20 protein-coding genes and 2 pseudogenes are annotated in these 24,146 nt (G+C 42.5%); 16 read left to right on the top strand and 6 right to left on the bottom strand.

Annotated features, from left to right (window positions below):
* Positions 1 to 65 precede the first annotated feature (65 nt).
* From V7K36_RS05930 to V7K36_RS05920, 3 genes and pseudogenes are all read left to right on the top strand, one after another.
* Positions 66 to 1,754, top strand: a complete 1,689-nt coding sequence (locus V7K36_RS05930; RefSeq protein WP_335113993.1) for a hypothetical protein — start codon at positions 66 to 68, stop codon at positions 1,752 to 1,754.
* Between the two features lie 536 nt (positions 1,755 to 2,290).
* Positions 2,291 to 2,416, top strand: a pseudogene (locus V7K36_RS05925) (IS6 family transposase); the annotation flags it as partial.
* 166 nt (positions 2,417 to 2,582) lie between these two features.
* A complete protein-coding gene (locus tag V7K36_RS05920; RefSeq protein WP_335113991.1) occupies positions 2,583 to 4,061 on the top strand; it encodes a bifunctional metallophosphatase/5'-nucleotidase in 1,479 nt (492 codons plus the stop codon).
* A 601-nt stretch (positions 4,062 to 4,662) separates the two neighbouring features.
* Here V7K36_RS05920 and V7K36_RS05915 read toward each other — a convergent pair.
* The 3 genes and pseudogenes from V7K36_RS05915 to V7K36_RS05905 form a co-directional block, all read right to left on the bottom strand.
* Positions 4,663 to 5,993, bottom strand: a pseudogene (locus tag V7K36_RS05915) (IS701 family transposase).
* 43 nt (positions 5,994 to 6,036) lie between these two features.
* Positions 6,037 to 6,819: an MFS transporter gene (locus V7K36_RS05910; protein ID WP_335114023.1), complete on the bottom strand. Its 783-nt coding sequence runs from the start codon at positions 6,817 to 6,819 to the stop codon at positions 6,037 to 6,039.
* A 214-nt stretch (positions 6,820 to 7,033) separates the two neighbouring features.
* Positions 7,034 to 8,302 (bottom strand): TonB-dependent receptor plug domain-containing protein, encoded by a 1,269-nt coding sequence (locus V7K36_RS05905; protein ID WP_335113989.1) that lies wholly within the window; start codon positions 8,300 to 8,302, stop codon positions 7,034 to 7,036.
* A 482-nt stretch (positions 8,303 to 8,784) separates the two neighbouring features.
* Between V7K36_RS05905 and V7K36_RS05900 the strand changes: the two genes are divergently transcribed.
* The 7 genes from V7K36_RS05900 to V7K36_RS05870 all read left to right on the top strand — a co-directional run bounded on the left by V7K36_RS05900 (position 8,785) and on the right by V7K36_RS05870 (position 11,352).
* The gene (locus V7K36_RS05900; protein ID WP_335114021.1) at positions 8,785 to 9,201 is read left to right on the top strand and encodes a chorismate-binding protein; all 417 of its coding nucleotides are present in this window, start codon (positions 8,785 to 8,787) and stop codon (positions 9,199 to 9,201) included.
* On the top strand, positions 9,137 to 9,280 hold the full coding sequence (locus V7K36_RS05895; protein ID WP_335114019.1) for a hypothetical protein: 144 nt from the start codon (positions 9,137 to 9,139) through the stop codon (positions 9,278 to 9,280). The genes V7K36_RS05900 and V7K36_RS05895 overlap by 65 nt, the downstream gene beginning before the upstream one ends.
* Before the next feature lie 81 nt (positions 9,281 to 9,361).
* Positions 9,362 to 9,784 (top strand): hypothetical protein, encoded by a 423-nt coding sequence (locus V7K36_RS05890; protein ID WP_335113987.1) that lies wholly within the window; start codon positions 9,362 to 9,364, stop codon positions 9,782 to 9,784.
* A complete protein-coding gene (locus V7K36_RS05885; RefSeq protein WP_335113985.1) occupies positions 9,769 to 9,975 on the top strand; it encodes a hypothetical protein in 207 nt (68 codons plus the stop codon). Before V7K36_RS05890 ends, V7K36_RS05885 begins: the two co-directional genes overlap by 16 nt.
* A gap of 21 nt (positions 9,976 to 9,996) precedes the next feature.
* Entirely contained in the window at positions 9,997 to 10,776 is a 780-nt protein-coding gene (locus tag V7K36_RS05880) for a 3-oxoacyl-[acyl-carrier-protein] synthase III C-terminal domain-containing protein (RefSeq protein WP_335113983.1), read from the top strand.
* Between the two features lie 110 nt (positions 10,777 to 10,886).
* Entirely contained in the window at positions 10,887 to 11,096 is a 210-nt protein-coding gene (locus V7K36_RS05875) for a hypothetical protein (protein ID WP_335113981.1), read from the top strand.
* A gap of 91 nt (positions 11,097 to 11,187) precedes the next feature.
* A complete protein-coding gene (locus V7K36_RS05870) occupies positions 11,188 to 11,352 on the top strand; it encodes a hypothetical protein (RefSeq protein WP_335113980.1) in 165 nt (54 codons plus the stop codon).
* A 122-nt stretch (positions 11,353 to 11,474) separates the two neighbouring features.
* On the opposite strand, the gene V7K36_RS05865 is transcribed toward V7K36_RS05870, so the two are convergent.
* The 3 genes from V7K36_RS05865 to V7K36_RS05855 all read right to left on the bottom strand — a co-directional run bounded on the left by V7K36_RS05865 (position 11,475) and on the right by V7K36_RS05855 (position 13,669).
* Positions 11,475 to 12,344: a DUF5895 domain-containing protein gene (locus tag V7K36_RS05865; RefSeq protein WP_335113978.1), complete on the bottom strand. Its 870-nt coding sequence runs from the start codon at positions 12,342 to 12,344 to the stop codon at positions 11,475 to 11,477.
* Positions 12,345 to 12,530: 186 nt separating this feature from the next.
* A complete protein-coding gene (locus V7K36_RS05860) occupies positions 12,531 to 13,229 on the bottom strand; it encodes a haloacid dehalogenase type II (protein ID WP_335113976.1) in 699 nt (232 codons plus the stop codon).
* A gap of 287 nt (positions 13,230 to 13,516) precedes the next feature.
* A complete protein-coding gene (locus V7K36_RS05855; RefSeq protein WP_334829322.1) occupies positions 13,517 to 13,669 on the bottom strand; it encodes a CopG family transcriptional regulator in 153 nt (50 codons plus the stop codon).
* Between the two features lie 478 nt (positions 13,670 to 14,147).
* On the opposite strand from V7K36_RS05855, the gene V7K36_RS05850 reads away from it, so the two are divergent.
* The 6 genes from V7K36_RS05850 (at position 14,148) to V7K36_RS05825 (ending at position 24,012) form a co-directional block, all read left to right on the top strand.
* Positions 14,148 to 14,648 (top strand): fatty acid hydroxylase, encoded by a 501-nt coding sequence (locus V7K36_RS05850; RefSeq protein WP_335113974.1) that lies wholly within the window; start codon positions 14,148 to 14,150, stop codon positions 14,646 to 14,648.
* Positions 14,649 to 15,334: 686 nt separating this feature from the next.
* Positions 15,335 to 15,646, top strand: coding sequence for a hypothetical protein (locus V7K36_RS05845; protein WP_335113972.1), 312 nt, complete (start codon positions 15,335 to 15,337; stop codon positions 15,644 to 15,646).
* Entirely contained in the window at positions 15,633 to 17,573 is a 1,941-nt protein-coding gene (locus V7K36_RS05840) for a GAF domain-containing sensor histidine kinase (protein ID WP_335113970.1), read from the top strand. Before V7K36_RS05845 ends, V7K36_RS05840 begins: the two co-directional genes overlap by 14 nt.
* Before the next feature lie 13 nt (positions 17,574 to 17,586).
* Positions 17,587 to 20,976: a PAS domain S-box protein gene (locus V7K36_RS05835; RefSeq protein WP_335113968.1), complete on the top strand. Its 3,390-nt coding sequence runs from the start codon at positions 17,587 to 17,589 to the stop codon at positions 20,974 to 20,976.
* A gap of 99 nt (positions 20,977 to 21,075) precedes the next feature.
* Positions 21,076 to 21,396, top strand: a complete 321-nt coding sequence (locus V7K36_RS05830) for a hypothetical protein (RefSeq protein WP_335113966.1) — start codon at positions 21,076 to 21,078, stop codon at positions 21,394 to 21,396.
* Between the two features lie 9 nt (positions 21,397 to 21,405).
* A complete protein-coding gene (locus V7K36_RS05825; RefSeq protein ID WP_335113964.1) occupies positions 21,406 to 24,012 on the top strand; it encodes a response regulator in 2,607 nt (868 codons plus the stop codon).
* The last annotated feature ends 134 nt before the right edge of the window (positions 24,013 to 24,146 follow it).

Here is a 24,146-nt window from a genome sequence, read left to right as displayed (position 1 = left end):
TTGCACCATGATTAGCTCTATACTTACAACCCAAACCAACGCTTGATGCTGCACAGCGTACTCTGATGGCTGAAGCTTTCCAAGTTGCTCGTCATCTAACAAATGCCAGTGGGGATGTTCATTCACAACAGCGATGGCAGCAACGGCTTTATGAATTACAAGCAACATTACAAGGATTTGCCCATCCAATTTGTCGTGAGGATTGTCCAGTAGAAACTATCCCAGTCAATGTCCGTCAAGCGTTTTCGGAAGCGATCGCCTTACTCAAGCACTACTACGAGGTGGGGGGTGCAGTTTGGCAAGGAACCGTATCATCTTTGACATTGAGTCAGTACAAAGTTGAAGCGACACCAGCTGAGTCATTCACATTTGCCATTCCTCAACTCTGCCAGCAGTTTCAGCTGGCAACTGAAGTTCAGGAACAAATGACAACACTGTTGCAGACGGTTGATCGTAAAGTCCTTGAGCAAAAGCAGATTGTTCAGGCAGCCCTGACGAATGTCGGTTTACTACCGAACTTAAAAAGTGCGCCGCCTGCTGCACCACTAGTTTTATTTCAACATTTATTTGGAGACATTCCCATTCCAGTTGAGGCGATCGCAGTTCTGTTCACAGAGACTCAGATTTACTTTTGTATTGATTATTCTGACAATCAACTGCGTGATTCAGCGTTGTGGGAACAGCTATCAGAAATTGAACGCGATCAAATCCAACAGTTTTTAGAATCCCTTGGTAACTTTAAGTTTGAACAATTCCGTCACTTTCCCTCGTTTAGCTTTAGCGACCCAGCAAGCATTGATGCTGCTTGGAGCGCTCGTCTAGCTCAAGCAACTGATTTAAGCCAATCGCAAATTCTCCAAACTCTTAGTCATTCAGTGAGTATTCTAGCTACGAAAGATGCTGAAAAGTATTTGCTGCATGACATCTGGGGACATAACTGGCAGTCCATATTGACTCAGTTTCGGGGCGACTATCAGATATTGGCAAGCTGTAGCGATCCGCTACGACCGGCTGAGACTGCCTATACCGATTATGGTCCGTTGACCTGCCGGGAAATTTTTCAGCGCCAGGGAGAACAAGTGTCCGTCGATCCAGAACGGGCAAGGCTGTTTTTTCAAGGAGAGGTACGGCAACGCTTGGGGCTAATGTTTACCCATTTAATCGGTGAAATGGTTGCAGATGTAGCAGAGTTCAAATTCATTTGGGATCGACCGGAATTGAGCGAACAACTTCCATGTTCCTCCTCATTAAAAGAAAACCCGACGAAACTGGATTTTGCATTTGCAGATTTAGACTTTTTATTTTTGCGAGTACTGCAACCGTTGCTAGATGTCAAGCTGTCGAGCTTTGAAGAATCAATCTTAGAACAAGAGTTGCTGGCAGAGTGGGGCAGGTTGGGAGAGTCTATCCAGTCACTAGAAGCGCGAGTCAGTTTGAAGCAAGCGATCGCCCAACTTTACCAGATTTTCTTTGAGGAGTATTGGCTAACCTGTTTGCCCACAATCACAGGCAATACCAGCATCTATGCCGATGTAATTGCCAATTTGGTTCACCTGCAAAACGTGATCAATACTCTGTTTACAGACGTTAGCTTACATACTTTATCTAATGTTCCATTCCAAACCTTGTTGCTCCTATTTATGGGGTGCTATTGCTCCGGCGATAGTTATGAAGACTTCTGGCAAGTTGACGATGCGATCGCGCAATACTTTATTCCCTGCTATCGTCAGCTAAGTCAGTTGATTAACAACTAAAAACTCAAAATCAATACTGAATTCATCTGTCTTTTACCTTATTTGGTGAATAGTACAAATTCCTGCTTAATCACAAGAATAAGGGTTACAAATCTGTAAAGGAAAAATCCAATGACTATTAATCTTGGAAGGTGGGGAATCTTACTCAAAGTTCTTCCCCTGACGACGCTATTCTGTTTAGCGAAATGGGTAACTCATTTGATGCAATGAAAGATTGGCAAGTTCGATAGTCAAATGGGTTCTTTGTTAGCAGCAGCAACATTCATCTTGGCGTTTATGCTGAGTGGAACACTGAATGATTATCGTGCCAGTGAAGATATGCCAAATCAGATGGGTGCGACTCTTATCATAATACGGTATCTTCATAAAGAGTAGAAATAAGAGTACTGTGATAAAAGGCTTTGAAGAAATTATCAAGTAAAAAGATAGACTCCTTTTCTCAAGCTAGAGTCAGTTTTGGTTGTGTTGCAAAAAGTAGGGCTGGTCTGGTATAAATATGGTTGTGCCAATAGTCCTGTATCAAAGTTAGCCCGCTAATGAACCCCAAAGAACCGTTTAAATGGCGTCATTTCCAATCTGAGATCATTCTGCTATGTGTGCGATGGTATCTACGATATCCATTGAGCTACAGGAATCTGGAAGAAATGATGGAAGAGCCGGGATTCAAGAACTGATTAATAGGGAAGCTCTGTTCTAACAGAATTTTTCCAACAAAATCCATGAAATGACTCCATCTTTTTACAGCAATATCTAACAGTTTAAATTTGCATACACTTGCTACTTTTAAATCAAAAGAAGATTAATTTATTAGTTTTACAAAGGTAAAAGATGATGACCACAGAGCGGTTTAAAAAGTTCACAATTTTGCATTCCAATGATATGCATGGAGACTTTCTGGCAGAGGCTGGGGGTGAAGAGGGTCATCTGATTGGTGGAGTATCGTTGCTTTCTGGCTATATTAATAAAGTGCGCCAATCAGAGAAAAACGTGCTTTTTGTGATTTCTGGTGATATGCTTCAGGGTTCTCTTATTGATAAGGAATATAAAGGTCTTTCAACTATAGAAATCATGAATTACCTCGCTCCAGATGTAGTCACTCTGGGGAATCACGAATTGGATTATGGATTGCCTCACTTACTGTTCTTAGAAAAGATGGCAAATTTCCCGATTGTGAATGCCAATTTATATATTAAAAAGTATAACAAACGTTTGATGACTCCCTATCTGATCCTGAATGTCGATGGATTCGATATTATGTTCATCGGGATTATAACGGAAGAAGTTCTCAAGTCATTAAAACGTGACAGCAGTATTGGTACATTTGTAAGTCTTGAAGATGCTACTTCAGAAGTTGGCAAAATTTGCAACGCTTATAAAAACGAGGACATTGATCTAACAATTCTGCTCACTCACATTGGTTTTGAAGAGGATAAAAAACTAGCGGCATTGTTAGACCGGGAATGGGGTGTGGATATGATTATTGGCGGACACTCTCATACATTTTTAGAACAACCTGCTCAAGTTAACAATATTCTGATCGCACAAGCTGGAATTGGCACAGACCAAATTGGACGCTTTGATATTGTAGTAGATGACGATACTAACAGCATTGTAGAATGGCAGTGGCAACTTTTGCCTGTAGATAATAATTTGGCTGAACCAGATCCAGAAATTGAAAAGTTGATTACGATTTTTCAAGAAGAAGTCGATCGCAAATATAATCGACTTATTGGACGATTAGCACGTAAATTGACCCATCCTAAGCGTGAAGAAGAAACAGAATTGGGTAATTTAATCGTTGATATTGTTGACCAACTAGATATGTTTGATGTAACTTTGATAGGAAGTGGTTCAATCCGAAGAACAAAATTAGGACCGCTAGTTACACTCAGCGATATTAAAGAAGTTTTTCCTTACGACGATGTACTTTATAAACTTAAAGCTACAGGCGTACAACTTACTAAGATATTCGCACATATTATGAGACTAGAAAACAGAATACCCGGTGAAAGTTGTTGTTTTCAGGTCAGCAAAGGTATTCAGGCAATTTATAGTAATTCCCAAAATCAGCTTGAATCTTTGAGCATTGATGGACAACCCGTACAAGCCGATACTCAATATACTATCTGTGTAGAGGAATATCATTACAAAAATTCACTACATAGTCTAGGCATAACAATTGAAGAATTGACAAAATTAGACAACGCAAAGGTAGTTTCAACATCCTGCCAGAATGTTCTTGAAGAATATTTTAGCCATCATCAAAATCTTAATAGCCAAATCGAAGGAAGATTGATCTACAAATAGATAAGTTTTAAACCTAAGACGCAGCAGATTTTATCTATATAGCCACAAATTTTATTGCGTGGGCAAGCTTCTTATAAATTCTCATTATCTTGTAACCTAAACAGTTGGTTCCTGATATTTAACTCCTCGTTTTTCGTGACGGTTATCAGCAACGATAGGATAAACAATGCGGGAGCATCTCACTTTTGCAAATATAGGTGTAATTGAGGGAAGATAGTTACACCAACAATATGGTCTAATTTAAGTTTAAACTGGCTAATTTTGTGTTTACATACGAGAGTTTATTTAACTGTGATCTTCTGTGTGCAGAAGCGTAAGGATATTTTGTGAACTTGTTAAGTAGAACATGGTTAAGAGGCTGTCTCTAAATAAATGTAGATGAAGCAAAATAAGGCACTCTTTTCATTGAAGGATAGATCAACAAAGTGAAGTAGTATTATTTAGGTCAATGGGAAGAAAAGCGTACAACCTCTTTTAAAGGAACAGGGACGCGGATCATCTTGCTTGGCGGCTGTTTTTTGGTCTGACTTTTCTTTCCGGGCATGGCGATATATACCTCTTCTGTCACTCTCCGACGTTAGCAAGTAGTAACTAAGTGAAATTATCCAGAAGCATAACAGTGTTTAAATTGATTCCTTTCACTAATTAATTGATTGAATCCCAGCAATAAATTAGAATTGGGGGAAATATGTATTCAGGGATAAATCAACCAAAATAGTAAGAGTGGTTGGGCAATGAGACGCAGATTATTTAAAGTATTCTTCCATCCGCATTCATGGTTCCATTGTTGATGATTATAAAAATCAACAGAACTATTTTCTTGTACCTCAGTTTCAATTTGACGAGATTTATTTAAGCCTAACAAGGCTGGAGAATTTAAACTAATCATTGTGTAAACACAAAAAATAATTTTCCACCATCTCTCAATATGTTGAAAATTTGTGAAACGATAATCTGTCCAACCTAGTTCCTGTTTACACTGTCGGAAACCATATTCTACCCAGGTTCTTAATCCATATAAATTCAATAAAGTTTTCTTGAGATTACCTTGAAGATTTGTCATCACAAAAGAAGTAGAATTATCTGGCATGGTTTCTGGGTCAGTAGTTATTTCCCAGTAAGTTATGGCTCTTTTTTTACCATAAATTATTTCCCTAATATATCTAGTTTCTGATTTTTCATTACTAAATATTCTGTTAAATTTACACCACTTATTCGCCCTAACGCTCTGCCCTGCTGGAAGCCAGACTCCATGATTACTTCTTATTGCTACGACATAATCTAATTTATATTCAGCTAGTTTTCTAATAAATTGGCTACTTTCACCATATAAACTATCTGCTATTACTAATTTAATATTAAAGCCTGATTCAATTAATTGAGTAATAATTTCTGATGCTAACTCTATTTTAGTTTTATATTTATCCTCGGCTTTTAGTGTCCCTTTCGGTTTGAATACTTTTACAGTTAAAGGAAATGTTATATTCGAGTAAACTCCATAAGCATTGACTGCAAACGTTACCATTATCCACTTTTCCCACACTTCTTAGATATTGTCTTGCACTTGCCGCAGTCTTTTTACCTTTTTTTCTATCTCCTGTTTCATCTATTACTACTGTCATCGCATTTCCATCTAGTGCTTTTTTGAGTTTATTTAATCTTCGTTGTTTTAATTTATCTAATGACCAATCGGAATTGGCTAGAAAATGATGTAATGATTGTGCGGAGTTTATACTTACAAGTTTCGCTATCTCTGGCAATGATTTTCTTTTAATTTGTGACATTATTCCCAGATGTAAATATTTGAATCATTCATAATTTCTTACTTCTTTAAACAGGTCTTTATACTCTGCACAATATTCATCTATGGTAGTAACTGTTGGGTGAGCATAAGACAGCCAAATGTTTCAAGATTTGTAATTCTACATCCATTGCCCTACTTACCTTTCAGGGTTTTATTTTTTTATTCTTTTATTCAGAATACCCGGAGAGTGACAGAACAGGGATAACTGCTAATAGCGATTGCACTCACTAAACCAAAAGCAATCAGCGAGCGTTTTCTTCCCAAGCGATCAATTATTAGTCCAGCAATGCTCGCTGCAACTGTTCCCATACTAAAACCCACAATGCCCACTATCCAACCAATATCTGCAATGGATAGACCAACATCAACCAGCAGAGGCCGTAGCATTCCTACTGCCATGCTCCTGCCCATAATGTAAAGTAACATCAGCAGTAACCAACGCCAAATCCTGGGGCGGCGGCAAAAGTGAATCCATCCGAGAAAGTCTGGTTTTGCTTTCTTTGACCGAGGCAATGTGCGTTCTCGATGGAATATCGTCGGAATGGCTGCCAGTGCAACTAACAAAGCTAAAATCAAAAAAGTAGGTCTCCAGCCAATTTTCTGAAAAAGAATTAGTCCGACACCACCGCCTAAACCTTTACCGAGGTTGTTTCCAGCCCCCTGGATACCATTGCCAAAGCCACGTTCATCCTTATCGAGTAAGCTAACTGCCAAAGCATCTGTTGCAATATCTTGACTAGCAGCAAAGAAACAGATAAACAACAAACAAATAAATACCGCAGCGAAGTTACTACGTATATCCAGGAAAGCACAAACAACCACACACATAGTCAGCAAACTTTGAAAGCAAAGAATCCAAAAGCGGTAGTGTCCCCAACGAGCAAAACTAAATCCATCAATCAGGGGAGACCAGAGAAATTTTAGCAACCAGGGGAGGACAATCAGCCCAAACAGACCGATAGCATTCTAAAGACATTCCCTGCTGTCGCATAATCACAGGTACAGCCAGTTCAAAAAAATGAGATGGGATCATCTGCGAGACATACAGAGAGCCTAGCAAGAAGAACTTTGAGAAGTGTTTAGAGAGGAGCATCGCTGTAATTTTCTCACCAATATTCCTCAATTTTCATCCAAAGGTTGATTTTTGATTCAATGCCACACATGAGTGTCAAAAGGTGATTGAAATTGAGCCAATTACCGTAAATGGGTCGCCAATTTTCCAAGTTAGGGCTGGTGCAACAAAGAATCGCTGAATATCAGTGTCAAAGTTGCGAAAAGTATCATCATGCAGATACAGTGCATTCAGTCTGTAGAGTACACTTTTGTCTGAGGTTAGTGGCCCAGAGACATCTATTTGCGGACGAACTAAACCACCGCTTCCTACTTGGAATTCTGTCTCGTAAAAAGGCTGTTCCAAAGGCTTCTTGGTGATCACATTAACTGCACCTCCTGGTTCAATTTGACCAAACAGAATTGAAGCTGGTTCTTTCAGGACTTCGATGCAATTGATATTGGCAATTTCTGCAAAACTCTGACCTTGACTATCCTGATTGCCACTCAACCCAAAAGGTCTAAAGCCATCTCGCAAAACTGGCGCACCTGCAAAACCACGAATATTAAATCGATATCCTCTACCCTCAAAGGAATCAGCAACAACACCACTAACATTTCTTACTGCTTCGTCAAGGTTCGTGACCTGCTGATCCTTTAATACCTGTTGAGGAATTACCTGAATTGCTTGGGGAATGTTTTGTAATGGAGTGTCAGTCCCTGTTGCAGTCGTGGCGTTGGGAATTCGATATCCGTCTTCCTCACCTGTCACTACTATTTCTATTGGTTTATCAGTTGCAGATGATGGTTTCTCAGGCTGATTTGCTGTTGGTACTTGTGGTGTTTGTGGTGTTTGTGGTTGCTGTGTGGAAGATACAGTTGATGTAAACCCAAAAATCAAACCTTCCTGACTATCAAATATCTCAACAGTTGGTATACCTGCCCCTCCAACCACCATCATTCGGATAGTAGTAGCATCTTGGTTTGTTACCGTTACCGCAGTGATACCGACAACTGGGTTGTCTTGACAGAATGTATTTTCTGAAGGCAAGAGCAGTTGGGCGTTAGGAATATCAACAATATAGGAGTTGCCTTCACTCTTTGGCAAAACTTGCAACTGCGTCCCTTTAGGAGTCTCTAAAATTACCTCCACAGCTTTGTCGGTGGGATTCACTTTGATTGCTGTAATTTCTACAACATTTGCAGGTTGTGCGTTTGGTGTTGGTGACTGTACTAGCCTTTGTATACTCTTTGGCGGCAGATTTACCTCACTGATTCGCAGACGCTGATTTATCCCTCGTACCTCCTCACTCTTAACAGGAGTTATAACCAACACAACAACAGAGCCTGTGAGTAACAGACTTTGTAAAAATTGCTCTAGTTTCATTTTTCACTCACACTCAACCACATCATTGCGATCGCATCATTCGATTGGTATTTGATGACGCGATCGGTTATTGAAATTTATTTTGACTATGTTCTTAGTTACAGCAATATTTATGCAACTAAATTTACAGTAAAAAGCTAATTTACTGCAAATTATTTTCAATATAGTAATACAAGTTCAGAACCCTGACAAGTCTGTATCTTCCCAAAATCCATTTAAATTGAGAGTTTACTTCAACATAAAAAATTTGGTATCTTAGCCTACTTTCACTCGAAATTCTCTCTATACAATCCTTTTGGGGTACTTGGCAGTAGTTGAACCTGAGTTTTTTTTTGTCTAAATGTCGGAGATATTCGGGCAGTTGGTTTTAGTCTTGAGATTCTCATGCAAGTAAATAAAGATGGGTTCGTGGTGACTAATCCCCTAGCGGCAACTCGACCCCGTGTGGAAGCTTAAAAGAAGATACACGCTTAAGAGGTGAACTGTTTACAGATGCTAAAGAAGTAAAAGAACACTCACTCTCTGCTTGGTTAGCACAAAACGAGATTACCTCACTTTGTTCACCAGAAACTGTGCGAGTTTTTGATTTCATGGACGTAAAGAAGTACCAATGCGTACAACACTTATCATCAAGAGTAGGTGGTCAACTCTTACCAAAAAATAGTTTATGGGATGCTTTGAAAGTCTTGTTTCCAGGAATTACTGTTTCTGGGATTGATAAAAAACAAGCTCTAGAATGGATTGCTCGTCTAGAAGACGAGCCGAGAGGAATTTATGCAGGTGGCATTGGTTGGGTAGATAGTAGTGGTGCAGCAGATATTGCGATCGCTCGCTATTGGTTCTGTTTACCAATATGGCAACAGTCTTCACTTAAACGCCGGTGCTGGAATCGTTGCTGAATCAATTCCAGAAAAAGAGTATATCGAGTCAGTCAATAAGATGAACACCATGTTGAACAATCTAGTTTTGGAGTCTTAAGAATCAGAATTCAGGAATCAGAATTCTTCTTTGTTTAACGAGTTTACAGACTAAATTTAGCTTCTTACCACCAATTCTGTCATGGTCAATTGTCCAATAGGTATTCGCTCACTTGCAGTTAGCTTTCCCAGCGTCATCCGTCTAAACGATCACTGGCGCAAGAAATTCCCTAATTTATTTGCTCAAGAAAAGCTGAGAAATGCTAGGGTTTCTAGTCCTAGAGAATCTACCTCTGACAACAACGGGATTGATATCTGGTCACAGGAAGTAGCGCCTTATTTGTCAGATCAATTCCGGGGTAACATTGAGCGGCGGGTGGTTGGTTCAGACGAGTCCTCACTGACCTTAGAGTATTGCGCGGCAAAAGATGCTATTAACGCAGCTAAACTCTCCCCCGATGAAGTCGATTTGATGATTGTTACCTCACTCTTTGGCGAAAACATCGGGACTGGTAAAGCCGTTTATCTTGCCCAGCAACTAGAACTGCGTTGCCGTGGAATCTAGAATCAACTTGTTCCAGTGCCTTAATAGCGCTTCAGAACGCCCAGGCATTAATCCAAACGGGTATATACCGCAATGTGTTAGTAGTTGTTTCCCACATCGGATCTAACACTGTAAATGAAGAAGATACTCTCTCGTGGTCAATGGGTGATGGTGCTGGAGCTTTTGTAGTTGACTCGCTTAAACCCAACTAAGGAATTCTCAGTAGTAAGGTTGTGCATACTTCCGAAACCTGTGGTGCTTACTTACATGAACTGGTAAATGACCTGAATGGTAAGCCTCAGATACGTACTCGCATAGGTAAAAACGCAAGTACACTCGCTGAAACAGCAGTAGATTTTGTGCGTATATGCTGTGCGGATGCAGTTGCTGCTGCTGGTGTCACCCTAGAGCAAATTGACTTTTTTGCTTTTAATACTCCTACTGCTTGGTATGCAAGTGTTTGTACAAGGGCATTAGGTATTGATCCAGAACGCACAATTAATCTCTATCCTTTGTATGCAAATATTGGCCCTGTATTTCCGATCGCTAACTTATATCATGCTGCACAGGCGGGCAAAATTCGTGAAACCGATTTAGTTCTTGTTTATACAAAGGGAGCGGCTGCCACGGCTGTGGCAACTGTGATGCGTTGGGGTGATATAGCACTCGGGCCAGATCCTACTCCCCCAATCAGCGTAACTTTGGAGGATGAGGAGGTTCATCAAGCGAAAATCATTAACTCGTCAACAACAATCAGTAGCTTTTCCAGAGAACAACTCTTAGCAGCCTACCCAGAAGAACGACGACGAATGCTGGAAAGTTATCTTTTGGAATGCGTAAGTAGTTCAATACAACTTCCCCTAGACAAGCTAGATCGAGAGCAGTCTTTTGCTTCATTACTTGATTCCTTGATAGCTATTCTGCTGAAGAACAGAATTGAAGCCGATTTACAGCTGCAAATATCATTAGAGCAATTCTTCGGCGATCGCAAAATTATTGGTTTAGCCGTCTAGATAATTTCCCCCCAGCCCCAGATTTACCTCTAGCGAAGAATCCCAAAGAACTCAAACAACATCGTTGCCAGCGTTATCAAGGATACCTCCAAGAAACTGACTGGCAGCAATTGAAGCAGCAAGCCGCCCAAGCTGGTTTAACGCCTTCTGGAGTCTTGCTGGCTGCTTTTGCGGAAATTTTGACAGTTTGGGGTAATAATCCCCAATTTACCATTAATCTAGCCCAGTTTAACCGTCTGCCCCTCAATCGCATGGAACACAGGTTAAATCAGCTTATCTGGTATTTCTCGATGAATGCGGCTTGGGTATCCAACTGGTAAAACAACCATCATGGATGAGCAAGGTAAGGAACTGGTAGCAATTACAGAATATACTCTGAGAAAGGGTAACGCATAGCCTTATAAAGCCGATTTGAGAACATCAGGAGAAGCACCGCAACGTACATCTAGAAGACGGCGACGGCAGTTGAATCAATCTTCGCAATCATCAGATAGTAGTAGTCGTTTGCGGGATGCTTTGCGTCGGAGTCGCCAGTCTACCCCTGTTGCGGCACCTAGCTCAGATAGCGCACAGTAGGAAACTATTAGTACAAATCTGTACACATCTAGTCATTACTAGATTTTTTGGGTATACTTCGACTCTTCGGCATTTCTTTTTAGTGGGGAGAGTGAAAAACTACCCCCACTGCCTACTTCCACCTAATACGGCGGATAAGCAAAATCATCTTCATCAGCATAAACGTAAGAGTTGGAAACTCCTGCCATTGCCAATTTAGGCGTTTCAGCTTTTACAGGTTCCTTCCCAAAATCTTTGTATTCTTCAAAAGTCTTGCAAATCATTGCAGACTCAAGAGAATCGGAAGCAATTAAGTATTCTGTTAAAGTCCCTACCGTCGGATGTTTGTAGTCTACAGTTGAAGCTACCAGAACTGTATTTGGTTCAATACCTCTTTCTTCAGACTCAATTATGGAGCAAAAAATCCCGTGAGCATGAAACAAAGGACCTTTTGGTGTCAAAGGTTGCTTGCGGTAAACAGCATAAGCTTTTTCTAGTTCAGCGACGAATCCCCTAACTACTTTGCCTTGTTGATATTCGCAATAAGTTTTGCTGAAACTCGCTCCGGCGGCACCATTAAGAGTTAGTTGTAGTGGTGATTCATGTAAAAACTTTTTATTCTCACCGACTAGAAAAATTAGATAGCGAGTAAAGGTTTTAAATTTAAGTTTGTCGGCTAAAAAAGCATCATAATTCTCTTTGAGCGTACCCAGTTTTAGACCACTTTCCCGGTCTTTGACAGACAATGGCCCCCGACGCACTAGAACCAAGTGTGGACTAGTGGTAATAAAAACCGTTTCGACTCCAGAGCTAAATTCATGCTCCACCTGCTGCCAATTATCATCTGGCACAAAGCCGACAGCATTGGCATTATCTAGCTTAATTGCCAAACCGTGAGATTGTATGCCATCTGTGCCATACCGAGGATTAATCATCTGACACCAGGGGATGACTTGAGAAGGCGGTGCATTGAATTTCTCGTCTTCAAAGTCGAAATTAGCAGATGCTTTCATCGTTTTAGGCTATCAAAGTGTTTTATTGAACAAGTTTATCGGCAGAAGGGGGAACGTGCCGTCAAACTTGGCGTGGTAGTTTTTCCAGAGTAAAGCAGAATCAATCTATGTTGCAATCCCTGTTTCGTTTTGTAACACAAATTCTCATCGAAACAGTGTTAGGCACTCAGCATTTATTGCTCGGTATTATTTCGGTGAACTCAAAGCGGCCAGAGTCTTTAAATCAGGCACTTCTAAGTCAGATTTACTTAGGGATGATCTTGTGGAATTAACTCCTTTTTGATCTGCTCGACGATTTACCCAGACTGTTGATAGTCCCAGAGATTTAGCTGTAACAATATCGTGATATACACTAGCAGCAACGTGTAATATTTGTTCTATCGGCAAATCAATTCTCTCAATAGCGACTCTGAAGTTGTTTAAGGAGGGTTTGTAGCTTTTTGCCTGTTCTGCTGTGATTATCTGGTCAAATTCTACCTCCAAATGCTTTGCCGAGAAAGCAAAGAGATCGTCATCGACATTTGAGAGAATTACTAGCTTAAACTTTGAAGTGAGGGTTTTAAGTGCCTCAACTGTATCGGGAAAAGGTAGCCAATGCTGCATTGAATCAGCAAGTGAATTTAGTTCGTCAGCAGTTGGCTCAAAGCCAAATTGTTCACCAAATTTCTGGACTACTCTCTTCAAAACTTCTCGATATTTGATATATTCTCCTTTTTCCATATCTGCTTCCAATTCAGCAAAAAGTTCCAGAATTTGAGCGTCATTCAAATTAGTGTTATGTGCCAGCAGAAGTGGCTTTAGCACCCCTAAGATGCCGTTCTCCCAATCAATCAGGGTTCCGTAACAATCGAAAGTTAAAGCCTTGTACTGATGCAATTCAATCACCTTTTTATACTCCAGGACTTGATTAATGGTGTTCAGTTTTCATAAACTAAAATATGGGTGAACCCATTTGCGATCGCCACATCCACTGTTCTTGAAGTCTCTGAACATTTCTTCTATATCAGAGAAACGCGGAACTTCCCGGTTGCTAAAAGATTGGCAAAGTGAACCGCGAGAGCTATGCCTAACTTTTTCGCTAGCAGAGGCAGTAGTAAAAATAATACCTCCAATTCAACTAAATTCTCATGCTTATATCTTGAGAATCAACCAAGGTGAAATAGTTTGCAAATCTACTTTTCTTTCCTCAATGGCAAGGCTCGAATGAGTTCTCGAATCACATCCGTTGCTGGTCTGCCTGTCTGTTCACAATACTTTTCAAGGTTATTGGCTTCATTTGATGCCAGGTTTATCGTGATTCGCTTGACTGCCCATTTTTTGTTCATGGTGAAACAGATAAATCGTGTAATTATAGCTTCAAATCCTGATTTTATCTTCCTTCGCAACTGGAAAGTAACCTAAATTTGGGATGTGTGAAGATACCTTATTGCAATCAATTTAGAATTCACAATGTTGAAGAAAGCCTTAACCTAAATTTGTACTAACTTTAACTCAACCTTTGCTTACGCTGTATGTCTTAGTAAGAAGATTGTGTAGTGACTATAGTAAAGTACTGTATTTATATCGGTTTTTAGGTGTATTGTTACCATTTACCCAGAGACAGAAGTCAAATTGGAGGCTCTTAACCAGTCAGGGCAAAGGCTATATCTTAACTTAGTGCCATTCTACTCTGAGCCAAATTAACTGGAGCATAGACCCATGAGACGCACAGGTGCTGCTTGCATAGCCCAAAACCAGGTGTCTACGTTGACAGCATGACATTTGCATATTTTCTGTGGAGTTTTACTTACTTGAGGAGTACAAATGCTTGAGGCTATCGCTGTTGCTTGGTTATTACTGTTTTTTGGCGATTTTCTATCTACATTCATTTACCACGTACCCGAGCACGTTTTTGGTAGCCTTCATTTAAAAACGCACCACTCCTGGAAGAAGGACTTCCGTCACTACGCTATTTTGACTTTTAATCCCCAGGTTCTTTTAGATGGTATCTTGGGAGCTTTGCCTTATGTACTTATAGCAGTAGTCTTGTGGCCTTTCTCCCCCATTGGCGTGATCTCTGGATTACTACTTGGTCAGTTTCATGTATGGTGGAGACACATAAGTGTACTAGGTTGGCAAACTCCAAAGTCTGTAAATATTTTATGCCAAATTCTATTTATTACGACTCCTGAGAGACACTGGTTACACCATCACAAAACTAATTTGGGTTTCGGTGATATTTTCACCTTATTTGAACAACCTGCCCAAATGTGGTTACGCTGGCTACGGTTACTCAGACTTCGTTTTCGCTACTCTCGGATCTAACTGAAGCTACCGCTTACCTAAATACTTTTAAGGTGAATTCTAGTAATAAATTTACCATAGCCGTTGGTTTCGACTCCGCTCAACCAACCTAGTCAAAACTCGTGAACATAGGTATTTTTTTAATCAGAAATCACCTAAAAGTCGTAAAATCAGCTGATTTTGCGACTTTATTCTATGTTTTGCCAGAGAGGAGATTATTCCAGTCTCAAAAAAGCTGATTCCCAATTTCCGAGTAGTAGCAACAAGAGACATCAATTGACCATAGATTTAAATCTATGCCTTTCTCAAATTATGAAAGCTTTATTTATCAGAACAGAATTCAGGAGTCAGGAGCGGAGCCGGAGACGCTCCGCCGAGGCGTCAGAATTCAGCAATGTTTTCTATACGACTGGCGGATGAATAATCGGCGTTTTTGCACCCCCACCAAATTTCCAATTTGGTGGTCTTCAGTCAGTGGGGGATTCAGACCCGCCACTGATTGCATTCTGACTCCTGAATTCTGACTTCTGAATTCTTCTTCAAAGTTTTTCTATAACTAATCAAAAAGTAAGCGAATTACACAGACGGAAGGACGCCTCTGGTACGGAGTTTAAAGGTATTTGCTATCGATCAACTTCGCTGTTATATCGCCAATGTTTTTGGGAAAACTAATCTTAATTAGTAAATTATTATATTGCTAGATTTTTATGACAATTCCTTTCTTTTCTAAAGATGCTGGGCGTAGCTTGCTGATCCAAAGAGGTACGGATAGCTACGGTGAAGAAGGCAGGAGGCAGGAGGCAGGAGGTAGAGGGTTGCAATACAGTGTAGGTAACTCTTGGAAATACTACGCGAACGGGCTTTCTCAACAGGCGCGAAAGCAACTGGTACAAAGTGAGAAAATGTCTGTCTTGGGAGACTTAGCCGCAGAGGTGGCAGATAAAATTAATAACCCGGTTGGCTTGAATGCGGTCAATTTGCAACCTGCTGCTTATGAGGTGTTTCATGTCCGCAGTTAGCCTCAGAAAGATTCTCAACAAAAAAGAGTTGCCCTCTCTCCTTCATAACTTAGTCTACCAGCTCAACATGGCGATTGATGTTGAACTGGTAGACGGCACGAAACTAATTAGCATTGGAGAGCAAACTGGGGAAAACCGATATCCAGTCGAGGTGTCAGGAGAAATCATCGGTTGGGTTGTTGGGGGAGAACAGGCAACTCTACTTGCGACTTTGCTCTCATTTCTGGCAAAGCAGGAAGCTGAGAAGAAAGAACTGGCTATAGAATTGCTGGAGCGATACCAGGAAATTGATTTGTTTGAGGACATCTCGACTAAACTCACAACAAGTTTAGATACGCGACAGATTGCCCAACTTGTGCTTCAGGAATTGAGTCAATTAATTGAATCCTCTGCGGGGATGATTCTGCTCCTGGGTCCAGATACAACTGCATTTGAAATCATTGCCGAATTTGGAGTGTTTTTTGACCACAGTCAGCCGGAACCGGGTAAGGGAATTATTGGCAACATTGTGCAATCCAACCGAGCAGAACTCGTCAATGATGTGCAAGCCGATCCTCGGTTAGAAGGGCAAAAAAACGTTAACGCAATGATTTGTGTACCGTTGCGAGCCAAGGAGCGGGTACTGGGAGCGATCGCTATTGGAACCTCCAAAACTGACTCATACAAGGCTAAACACCTGAAACTTGTGAGTATCTTTGCCTCTCAAACTGCGATCGCGATTGACAAAGCTGTAATTTACGAGCATAGCACTCAAGTAGCCATCCAGGCAAAAGCCCAGACACATAAGCTTCAGCAAGCTCTCAATGAATTGCAATTAGCCCAAACTCAGTTGATCCAAAGCGAAAAAATGTCCAGTCTAGGGCAACTCATTGCCGGAGTTGCCCACGAAATCAACAACCCGGTTAACTTTATTTGCGGGAATTTAAAATATGTTGCCGAATACGCTAATGACTTGTTGCACCTGGTGCAAGAGTATCAGAAACTCCTACCTGTTGCTCGTTTAGAGTTGGAATCAGAGCTAGACAAAATCGATCTGGAATTTATCATGGAGGATCTCCCGAAACTGCTGAATTCGATGAAGGTGGGCACTGATCGTATTGTGGAAATTGTGCAATCTCTGAAAAACTTCTCCCGCCATGACGAAGCCGAAATGAAAGCCGTCAACATCCACGATGGCATCGACGGAACGCTGATGATTCTTCACCATCGCCTGAAAGCAGATACTTGTCGTCCGGCAATTGAAATTATGAAAGACTATGGCAAATTTCCCCTAATTGAATGCTACCCCGGACAATTGAATCAGGTATTTATGAACATCCTGGCAAATGCCATTGATGCTCTAGAGGAGGGAATGGGCAATGAAAAAATATCTCCCCCTACTGGACAAATCACTATTCGTACTGAAGTCCTCGACAACCATGTAGTGATTCACATTGCCGATAATGGCCCAGGGATGAAGGAGGATGTGATTCGACGCATTTACGATCCCTTTTTCACCACAAAAGAAATTGGCAAGGGAACCGGATTGGGTATGGCAATCAGTTACCAAATTATTGTGAACAGACACCGGGGATTTCTCAAGTGCCGTTCTGCGCCAGGTAAAGGGACAGAATTCTGGATTCAGATTCCAATAAATTGTGCATTGGTGGACGCTGTTGAAGAACAGAATAGCACCTCTGCCTCGCTAACTCCCACTGCCGATGCCGACGGCTTCATTCCATCAACAACTCCAATGCTCAAACCGACGGATTTGCTAATCCGCCATAATCAACTGATTAAACAACTTTCAGAGCAGAGTCCAAACCTGGGAGGTGCATCACCAGAGCAAATTTACCAGATGTTTCAACGTAACCCAATTTCCTTAAAGCTTTACGCCACTTTATTGTCCTGGTTCAGTTGTCCTAACCATACCCACATCGACGACTAAGGAAACTTCAACTATGTCTAGCCAACTTGATGAATACAAAAAAATCTTAAAACATAGCGAAGAAAGGTATCGTTCGCTGGTGAGTGCCACTACACAAATTGTCTGGGCATCCACACTACAAGGAATATATTTTGAACTGGCAAGCTGGATAGCTTATACAGGTCAAAGTCTAGCTGAAGCTGAAAACGGCGGCTGGATTGATGCTGTTCATCCCGACGATCGCGATCGCATAGCCCTTGCCTGGGGTGCAGCCGTGACAAACCGCAGCCTCTATCAAACCGAATATCGGCTACGTGGGAAGGATGACACATACCGCCACTTTTTTGTTTGTGGTGCCCCCGTGATCGCAGAAGATGGCAGCATCCGCGAGTGGGTTGGCACCTGCACCGATATTCACGATCGCAAGCTAGGAGAACAAATTCTACAACAAAGCGAAGAACGGTTTCGCTCTCTAGTAACTGCCAGCTCACAAATTGTCTGGGTGGCTACGCCTGGAGGACTGGCGGTGAGCAGTGAAATGTCTACCTGGTTAGCGTACACAGGTCAGAGTGCAGATGAACTCGTGGGTTGGGGCTGGCTCGATTCGATTTACCCCGATGACGGTACCCACACCGCCGAAGCCTGGAGTAATGCTGTGGCGAATCAGAGTCTCTTTCAAACCGAATATCGGCTGCGTGGCAAGGATGGCACATACCGCCACTTTTCTGTTTGTGGCACCCCCGTACTGGAAGCAGACGGTAGCGTTCGAGAATGGATTGGTACCTGCACCGATATTGACGATCGCAAGCTGGCAGAAGCCGAAAATCAGCGTCTTAAAGAACGATATCGCTCATTAGTAACTGCTACTTCACAGATCATCTGGGGAGCTACCCCGGAAGGACTGGGAATAAGTAGTGAAATGCTCACCTGGATGGCCTATACGGGGCAGAGCGAAGCTGAAGTTGAGGGTTGGGGCTGGATTGATCTAATTCACCCCGATGACCGTGCCTGCTCCACAGAAGCTTGGAATGCTGCTGTGGCGAACCGAGGTCTCTACCAAACCGAATATCGGCTGCGTGGCAAGGATGGCACATACCGCTACTTCTCTGTCTGTGGTGCCCCCCTCTTGGAAGCAGACGGTAGCATCCGCGAATGGATTGGTACCTGCACCAATATTCACGATCGCAAACAGGCAGAAGCCGAAAATCAGCGTCTCATGGATATGTTGAATCATTCCAGCGATGCGATTATTGTCCGCGACATGAGCGACAAAATTTTGTACTGGAATCAAGGTGCAGAAAGACTTTATGGCTGGACTCGTGATTTCGTGAAAGGCCAATACATCCACACATTTCTGAAATCAACCTTTCCAAAACCTTTAGAAGAACTTCTACCAGAGTTTCTCTGGCAGGGCACTTGGGAAGGAGAACTAGAACACATCACGCGCGATGGCAGATCCATTACCGTTCAAAGCCGTTGGACTTTGCAACGAAATTTATCCGGTCAACCCTGCGCCATGCTGGAAATCAATACCGACATCACTGCCCGCAAACAAGCAGAAATCTCTCTGCGGCAACTGAATCAAGAACTGGAAGTTAAAGTTGTCGAGCGGACGGCTGCCCTGCAAAATACCCTAACAGAAGCGCAGGGATTAAATGCCATTTTAGATAACTTAGCAGATGGTTTATTAGTGGCAGACACCGCAGGACAAATCACCCACTTTAATCCTGCCTTTTTAGCCATGTATGGATTGACAGCCACCGCCCTGAAAGGTGACTACCGAGAACTGCCCATCACCGGGTTGGCAGGCTTGATTGAACAAACCCAATCCCATCCCAAAGAGATGTTCTCTGCCGAAGTTGCACTGACGAAGGAACGCATTGGTCAGGCAGTGGCGACCGCCATTTTCAAAAAGACGGCTGAAAAGGAACCCTCTGCCTGCTTCGGTTCGGCGTTGCTGATTCGGGATGTGACAGCAGAAAAGGAAATCGACCAGATGAAGACCGACTTCATCTCCACAGTTTCCCATGAACTGCGGACGCCACTAACTTCTGTCCTCGGTTTTGCATCGATCATTAAAGAAAAGCTGGAAACCGATGTCTTCCCAATGCTTTCTACCGAAGATCGTAAGCTTCAGAAAACGATTAAGCGGGTGGGTGACAATCTCAACATTATTGTGTCGGAAGCAGAACGGCTGACATCTTTGATTAATGATGTCCTGGATATCGCCAAGATGGAAGCAGGTAAGGTGGAATGGCAGATGCAGCCTCTCGATCCCAGCGAATTACTCGATTGGGCAACCAATTCCACCGCCGGATTGTTTGAAACCAATGGCTTGCAGTTGGTGTGCGAGATTGAACCTGGACTGCCTCAAATCGTAGGCGATCGCAATCGTCTGCTGCAAGTTTTGATCAACCTGATTTCCAATGCCGTTAAATTCACTGAATCTGGTTCTGTGATCTGCCGGGTTAAACAAGAGAACGAAGGTGTTTGCATCAGCGTCATCGACACAGGCGTTGGCATTACAGCTGAAGACCAGCCAAAAGTGTTTGAGAAATTCCGCCAAGTTGGCGACACCCTCACTGACAAACCCAAAGGCACAGGGCTAGGACTGCCCATCTGTAAACAAATCATCGATCATCACGGTGGTAGAATCTGGGTTGAGAGTGAACCAGGTAAGGGTAGCACATTCTCCTTCATCATTCCTACTGCTGCCAGCGATCGCAAAACCAGTAGCAGTCTGAATCTGGATACGCTAGTCAAACAACTCAAAGAACACGTCATCACCACAAACCCTGTGCTGAACCAAAACAGCAAAACCATTCTGGTAGTGGATGATGACGCTAACATTCGGGAACTGCTCCGTCAACAACTGGAAAACGAAGGCTACAACGTTCGGCAAGGAAAGGACGGCATGGATGCAATTCATCAAATCAAAATAGCCCGTCCCGATCTGATTCTCTTGGACGTGATGATGCCCCAAATCAACGGCTTCGACGTGGCAGCCGTTCTCAAAAATGATCCCCACACCGCAGACATTCCGATCATTATTCTGTCAATTATTGAAAACAAAGAACGGGGCTACCACATTGGCATTGATCGCTATCTTACCAAGCCCATTGACACAGAGAAACTCCTCAACGAAATTGGCTCACTGCTTTCCCAAGGCACTTCTAGTAAAAAGGTATTGGTTGTAGATAAAAATGCCTCAGCCTTAAAAACCTTATCAGATGTACTGCAAACTCAGGGATACAGCGTGATTGAAGCCTCCGATCCGCAAGAATGCATCAATAAAGCCCTGTCAAGCAAACCTGACATGATCATCATCGATTCTATTTTGTCTCAAGAAACCGATTTGGTGAAAACCCTACGGTTTGAGAAGGAGTTGGAAAATGTATTTTTTATTATGCTATCTGAACAGTAATCCCTATGACCCAGAATTTGGTTTTGGATAATAATTCGCCAGGACAAAAAAATATAAGTCTTTTAGTAAACAAACTTAATTTAAGAGTTACCAAGAAGAATGCTAAAAAACTCTGAATTCTTGAAAATCGCTGACCGAGGAATCCTCAAGCAATTCCTGATCACTTTCTTACCACTGTCCGTCCTGGTTGGGGGGGTGCTGATGATCATTCACCAGGCAGAGAGTAAAGCTGAACGGGGCGCAATTTCCATCAACGAAACCCATAACGTTGATATGCAAACCAAAATAGCTGCTAGAGACTTTAATTTAATTAAGTCTGACTTGATGTTTCTGACTACCCAAAACGAGCTACAGTTCATGCTCAACCGACCTGTGGATGCAACTAAAACACTGGAGTTGAGGCAGACGATCGCTAAATAGTATTTTTCCATGTCTGAGCAGAAGCAAGTTTATGACCAGATTCGCTTTCTTGACACAACTGGCAAAGAAATTGTCAGAGTAAACTTGAATCAAGGTCAGCCCAGCATTGTTCCTGAGGAAAAACTGCAAGTCCAGGCAAAGCGTTACTGGTTTAAGGACACCTTACCCCTGAAATCAGGCGAGGTCTTTGTTTCGCCTCTGGATCTAAATATTGAGCGGGGCAAGATTGAACAACCGCTCAAACCAATGATCCGTTTTGGTACCCCCGTATTTGATTCTCAGGGGCAAAAACGCGGCATCGTTGTGCTGAACTATCTAGGTGAGAAATTTATCCAGAATCTGCAAAAAGAAAACTCGACAACTTTAGGCGAAATGCTGCTACTAAATGCTGATGGTTACTGGCTTAAAGGACTAAAGCCAGAGAATGAGTGGGGCTTTATGTACAAAGACCGCAAAGATCAGACCTTTGCAAAAGCCTTTCCTAAAGTCTGGCAGCAAATAGGCACAACAGAGTCGGGACAGTTTCAAACGGCTGATGGGTTATTCACCTTCAAAACCCTATATCCGCTACTGGAAGTTCAAAAAGCTCAATCCAGCACGGGGGCGACCAGCGCCTTCGATTCCAGTCAAGGGAAGGTGGATGCCAAATCTTACCATTGGAAAATTGTGACTCTTGTCCCCTCTGCGATCTTAAATGCGCGATCGCAAAGTTCTTTTAATCGACTCCTGCTTTTCGACATTATTTTGACTGGGTTGATTGGGGTGGGTTCCTGGCTGTTGGCCCTATCCCACTTACGACGGCAACAGGCAGACACAGAACTGCAAGCAACATTTGCTGACCTGACTGCGATTATTGACAATCTAGCAGATGGGTTATTGGTAACTAACACCATCGGCCAAATTACCCGCTTTAACCCGGCGCTGCTAAAAATGTTCCAGCTTGGCGACATTGACATCAAAGGAAAAGACTGCGGAGAAATTTCTCAAGCTGAAATCGCCGATTTGGTAAAGCAGACCCACAAACAGTCCCGAGAGATATTCACTGCTGAGATTAATTTAGCAGCAGGCCGGGTCGGTCAAGCTCTAGCAACCACCATCTTCAAAGAAGCCTCTAAGAGTGAGGCGGCGAGGTGGCTAGGCTCGGTAATTCTGATCCGCGATATTACGGCTGAAAAAGAGATCGATCAGATGAAAACTGATTTCATCTCCACGGTTTCCCACGAGTTGCGGACACCACTGACTTCTGTCCTCGGTTTTGCATCGATCATTAAAGAAAAGCTGGAAACCGATGTCTTCCCAATGCTTTCTACCGAAGATCGTAAGCTTCAGAAAACGATTAAGCGGGTGGGTGACAATCTCAACATTATTGTGTCGGAAGCAGAACGGCTGACATCTTTGATTAATGATGTCCTGGATATCGCCAAGATGGAAGCAGGTAAGGTGGAATGGCAGATGCAGCCTCTCGATCCCAGCGAATTACTCGATTGGGCAACCAATTCCACCGCCGGATTGTTTGAAACCAATGGCTTGCAGTTGGTGTGCGAGATTGAACCTGGACTGCCTCAAATCGTAGGCGATCGCAATCGTCTGCTGCAAGTTTTGATCAACCTGATTTCCAATGCCGTTAAATTCACTGAATCTGGTTCTGTGATCTGCCGGGTTAAACAAGAGAACGAAGGTGTTTGCATCAGCGTCATCGACACAGGCGTTGGCATTACAGCTGAAGACCAGCCAAAAGTGTTTGAGAAATTCCGCCAAGTTGGCGACACCCTCACCGACAAACCCAAAGGCACAGGGCTAGGACTGCCCATCTGTAAACAAATCGTCGATCATCACGGCGGTAAAATCTGGGTTGAGAGTGAACCAGGTAAGGGTAGCACATTCTCATTCATCATTCCTACTGCTGCCAGCGATCGCAAAACCAGTAGCAGTCTGAATCTGGATGCGCTAGTCAAACAACTCAAAGAACACATCATCACCACAAACCCTGTGCTGAATCAAAACAGCAAAACCATTCTGGTAGTGGATGATGAAGCTAATATTCGGGAATTGCTCCGTCAACAACTGGAAACCGAAGGCTATAATGTTCGGGAAGCGAAAGACGGCGTGGATGCGATTCATCAAATCAAAATAGCCCGTCCCGACCTGATTCTCTTGGATGTGATGATGCCCCAAATCAATGGCTTTGATGTGGCAGCCGTCCTCAAAAATGATCCCCACACCGCAGACATTCCGATCATTATTCTGTCAATTATTGAAAACAAAGAACGGGGCTACCACATTGGCATTGATCGCTATCTTACCAAGCCCATTGACCCAGAAAAACTCCTCAACGAAATTGGCTCATTGCTTTCCCAAGGTACTTCCAGTAAAAAGGTATTGGTTGTGGATAAAAATGCCTCAACCTTAAAAACCCTATCGGATGTACTACAAACTCAGGGATACAGCGTGATTGAAGCCTCCGATCCGCAAGAAGGTATCAATAAAGCTCGATCAGCCAAACCTGACATGATCATCATCGATTCTATTTTGTCTCAAGAAGCCGACATGGTGAAAGCCCTACGCTTTGAGAAAGACTTGGAGAATGTATTCTTCATCATCCTGTCTGATCGCTAATCGAATTTACGATGTTTAAATTTTGGATAATGGAATTGAAATTCAAAATCCCAAATTTAAAAATGTCTGAACGCGAGAGCGTCCCCTTGGCGCATAGCCTCTGGTAGAGAAGATTTGCTCCCGAATTTAAACGC

Origin of the sequence: Nostoc sp., from assembly GCF_036919555.1 — a bacterium.
In the GTDB taxonomy this organism is placed as follows: domain Bacteria; phylum Cyanobacteriota; class Cyanobacteriia; order Cyanobacteriales; family Nostocaceae; genus Nostoc.
Note: the sequence above shows the minus strand (reverse complement) of the source record. Positions and strands in the feature narration are given on the sequence as shown.

Bases quoted from the DNA above. Each gene is read 5' to 3' on its own strand.
- V7K36_RS05930 (WP_335113993.1), top strand. From the start codon at position 66: ATGGCTGAAGCTTTCCAAGTTGCTCGTCATCTAACAAATGCCAGTGGG.
- V7K36_RS05920 (WP_335113991.1), top strand. From the start codon at position 2,583: ATGATGACCACAGAGCGGTTTAAAAAGTTCACAATTTTGCATTCCAAT.
- V7K36_RS05905 (WP_335113989.1), bottom strand. From the start codon at position 8,302: ATGAAACTAGAGCAATTTTTACAAAGTCTGTTACTCACAGGCTCTGTT.
- V7K36_RS05890 (WP_335113987.1), top strand. From the start codon at position 9,362: ATGGTCAATTGTCCAATAGGTATTCGCTCACTTGCAGTTAGCTTTCCC.
- V7K36_RS05865 (WP_335113978.1), bottom strand. From the start codon at position 12,344: ATGAAAGCATCTGCTAATTTCGACTTTGAAGACGAGAAATTCAATGCA.
- V7K36_RS05855 (WP_334829322.1), bottom strand. From the start codon at position 13,669: ATGAACAAAAAATGGGCAGTCAAGCGAATCACGATAAACCTGGCATCA.
- V7K36_RS05850 (WP_335113974.1), top strand. From the start codon at position 14,148: ATGCTTGAGGCTATCGCTGTTGCTTGGTTATTACTGTTTTTTGGCGAT.
- V7K36_RS05845 (WP_335113972.1), top strand. From the start codon at position 15,335: ATGACAATTCCTTTCTTTTCTAAAGATGCTGGGCGTAGCTTGCTGATC.
- V7K36_RS05840 (WP_335113970.1), top strand. From the start codon at position 15,633: ATGTCCGCAGTTAGCCTCAGAAAGATTCTCAACAAAAAAGAGTTGCCC.
- V7K36_RS05835 (WP_335113968.1), top strand. From the start codon at position 17,587: ATGTCTAGCCAACTTGATGAATACAAAAAAATCTTAAAACATAGCGAA.
- V7K36_RS05830 (WP_335113966.1), top strand. From the start codon at position 21,076: ATGCTAAAAAACTCTGAATTCTTGAAAATCGCTGACCGAGGAATCCTC.
- V7K36_RS05825 (WP_335113964.1), top strand. From the start codon at position 21,406: ATGTCTGAGCAGAAGCAAGTTTATGACCAGATTCGCTTTCTTGACACA.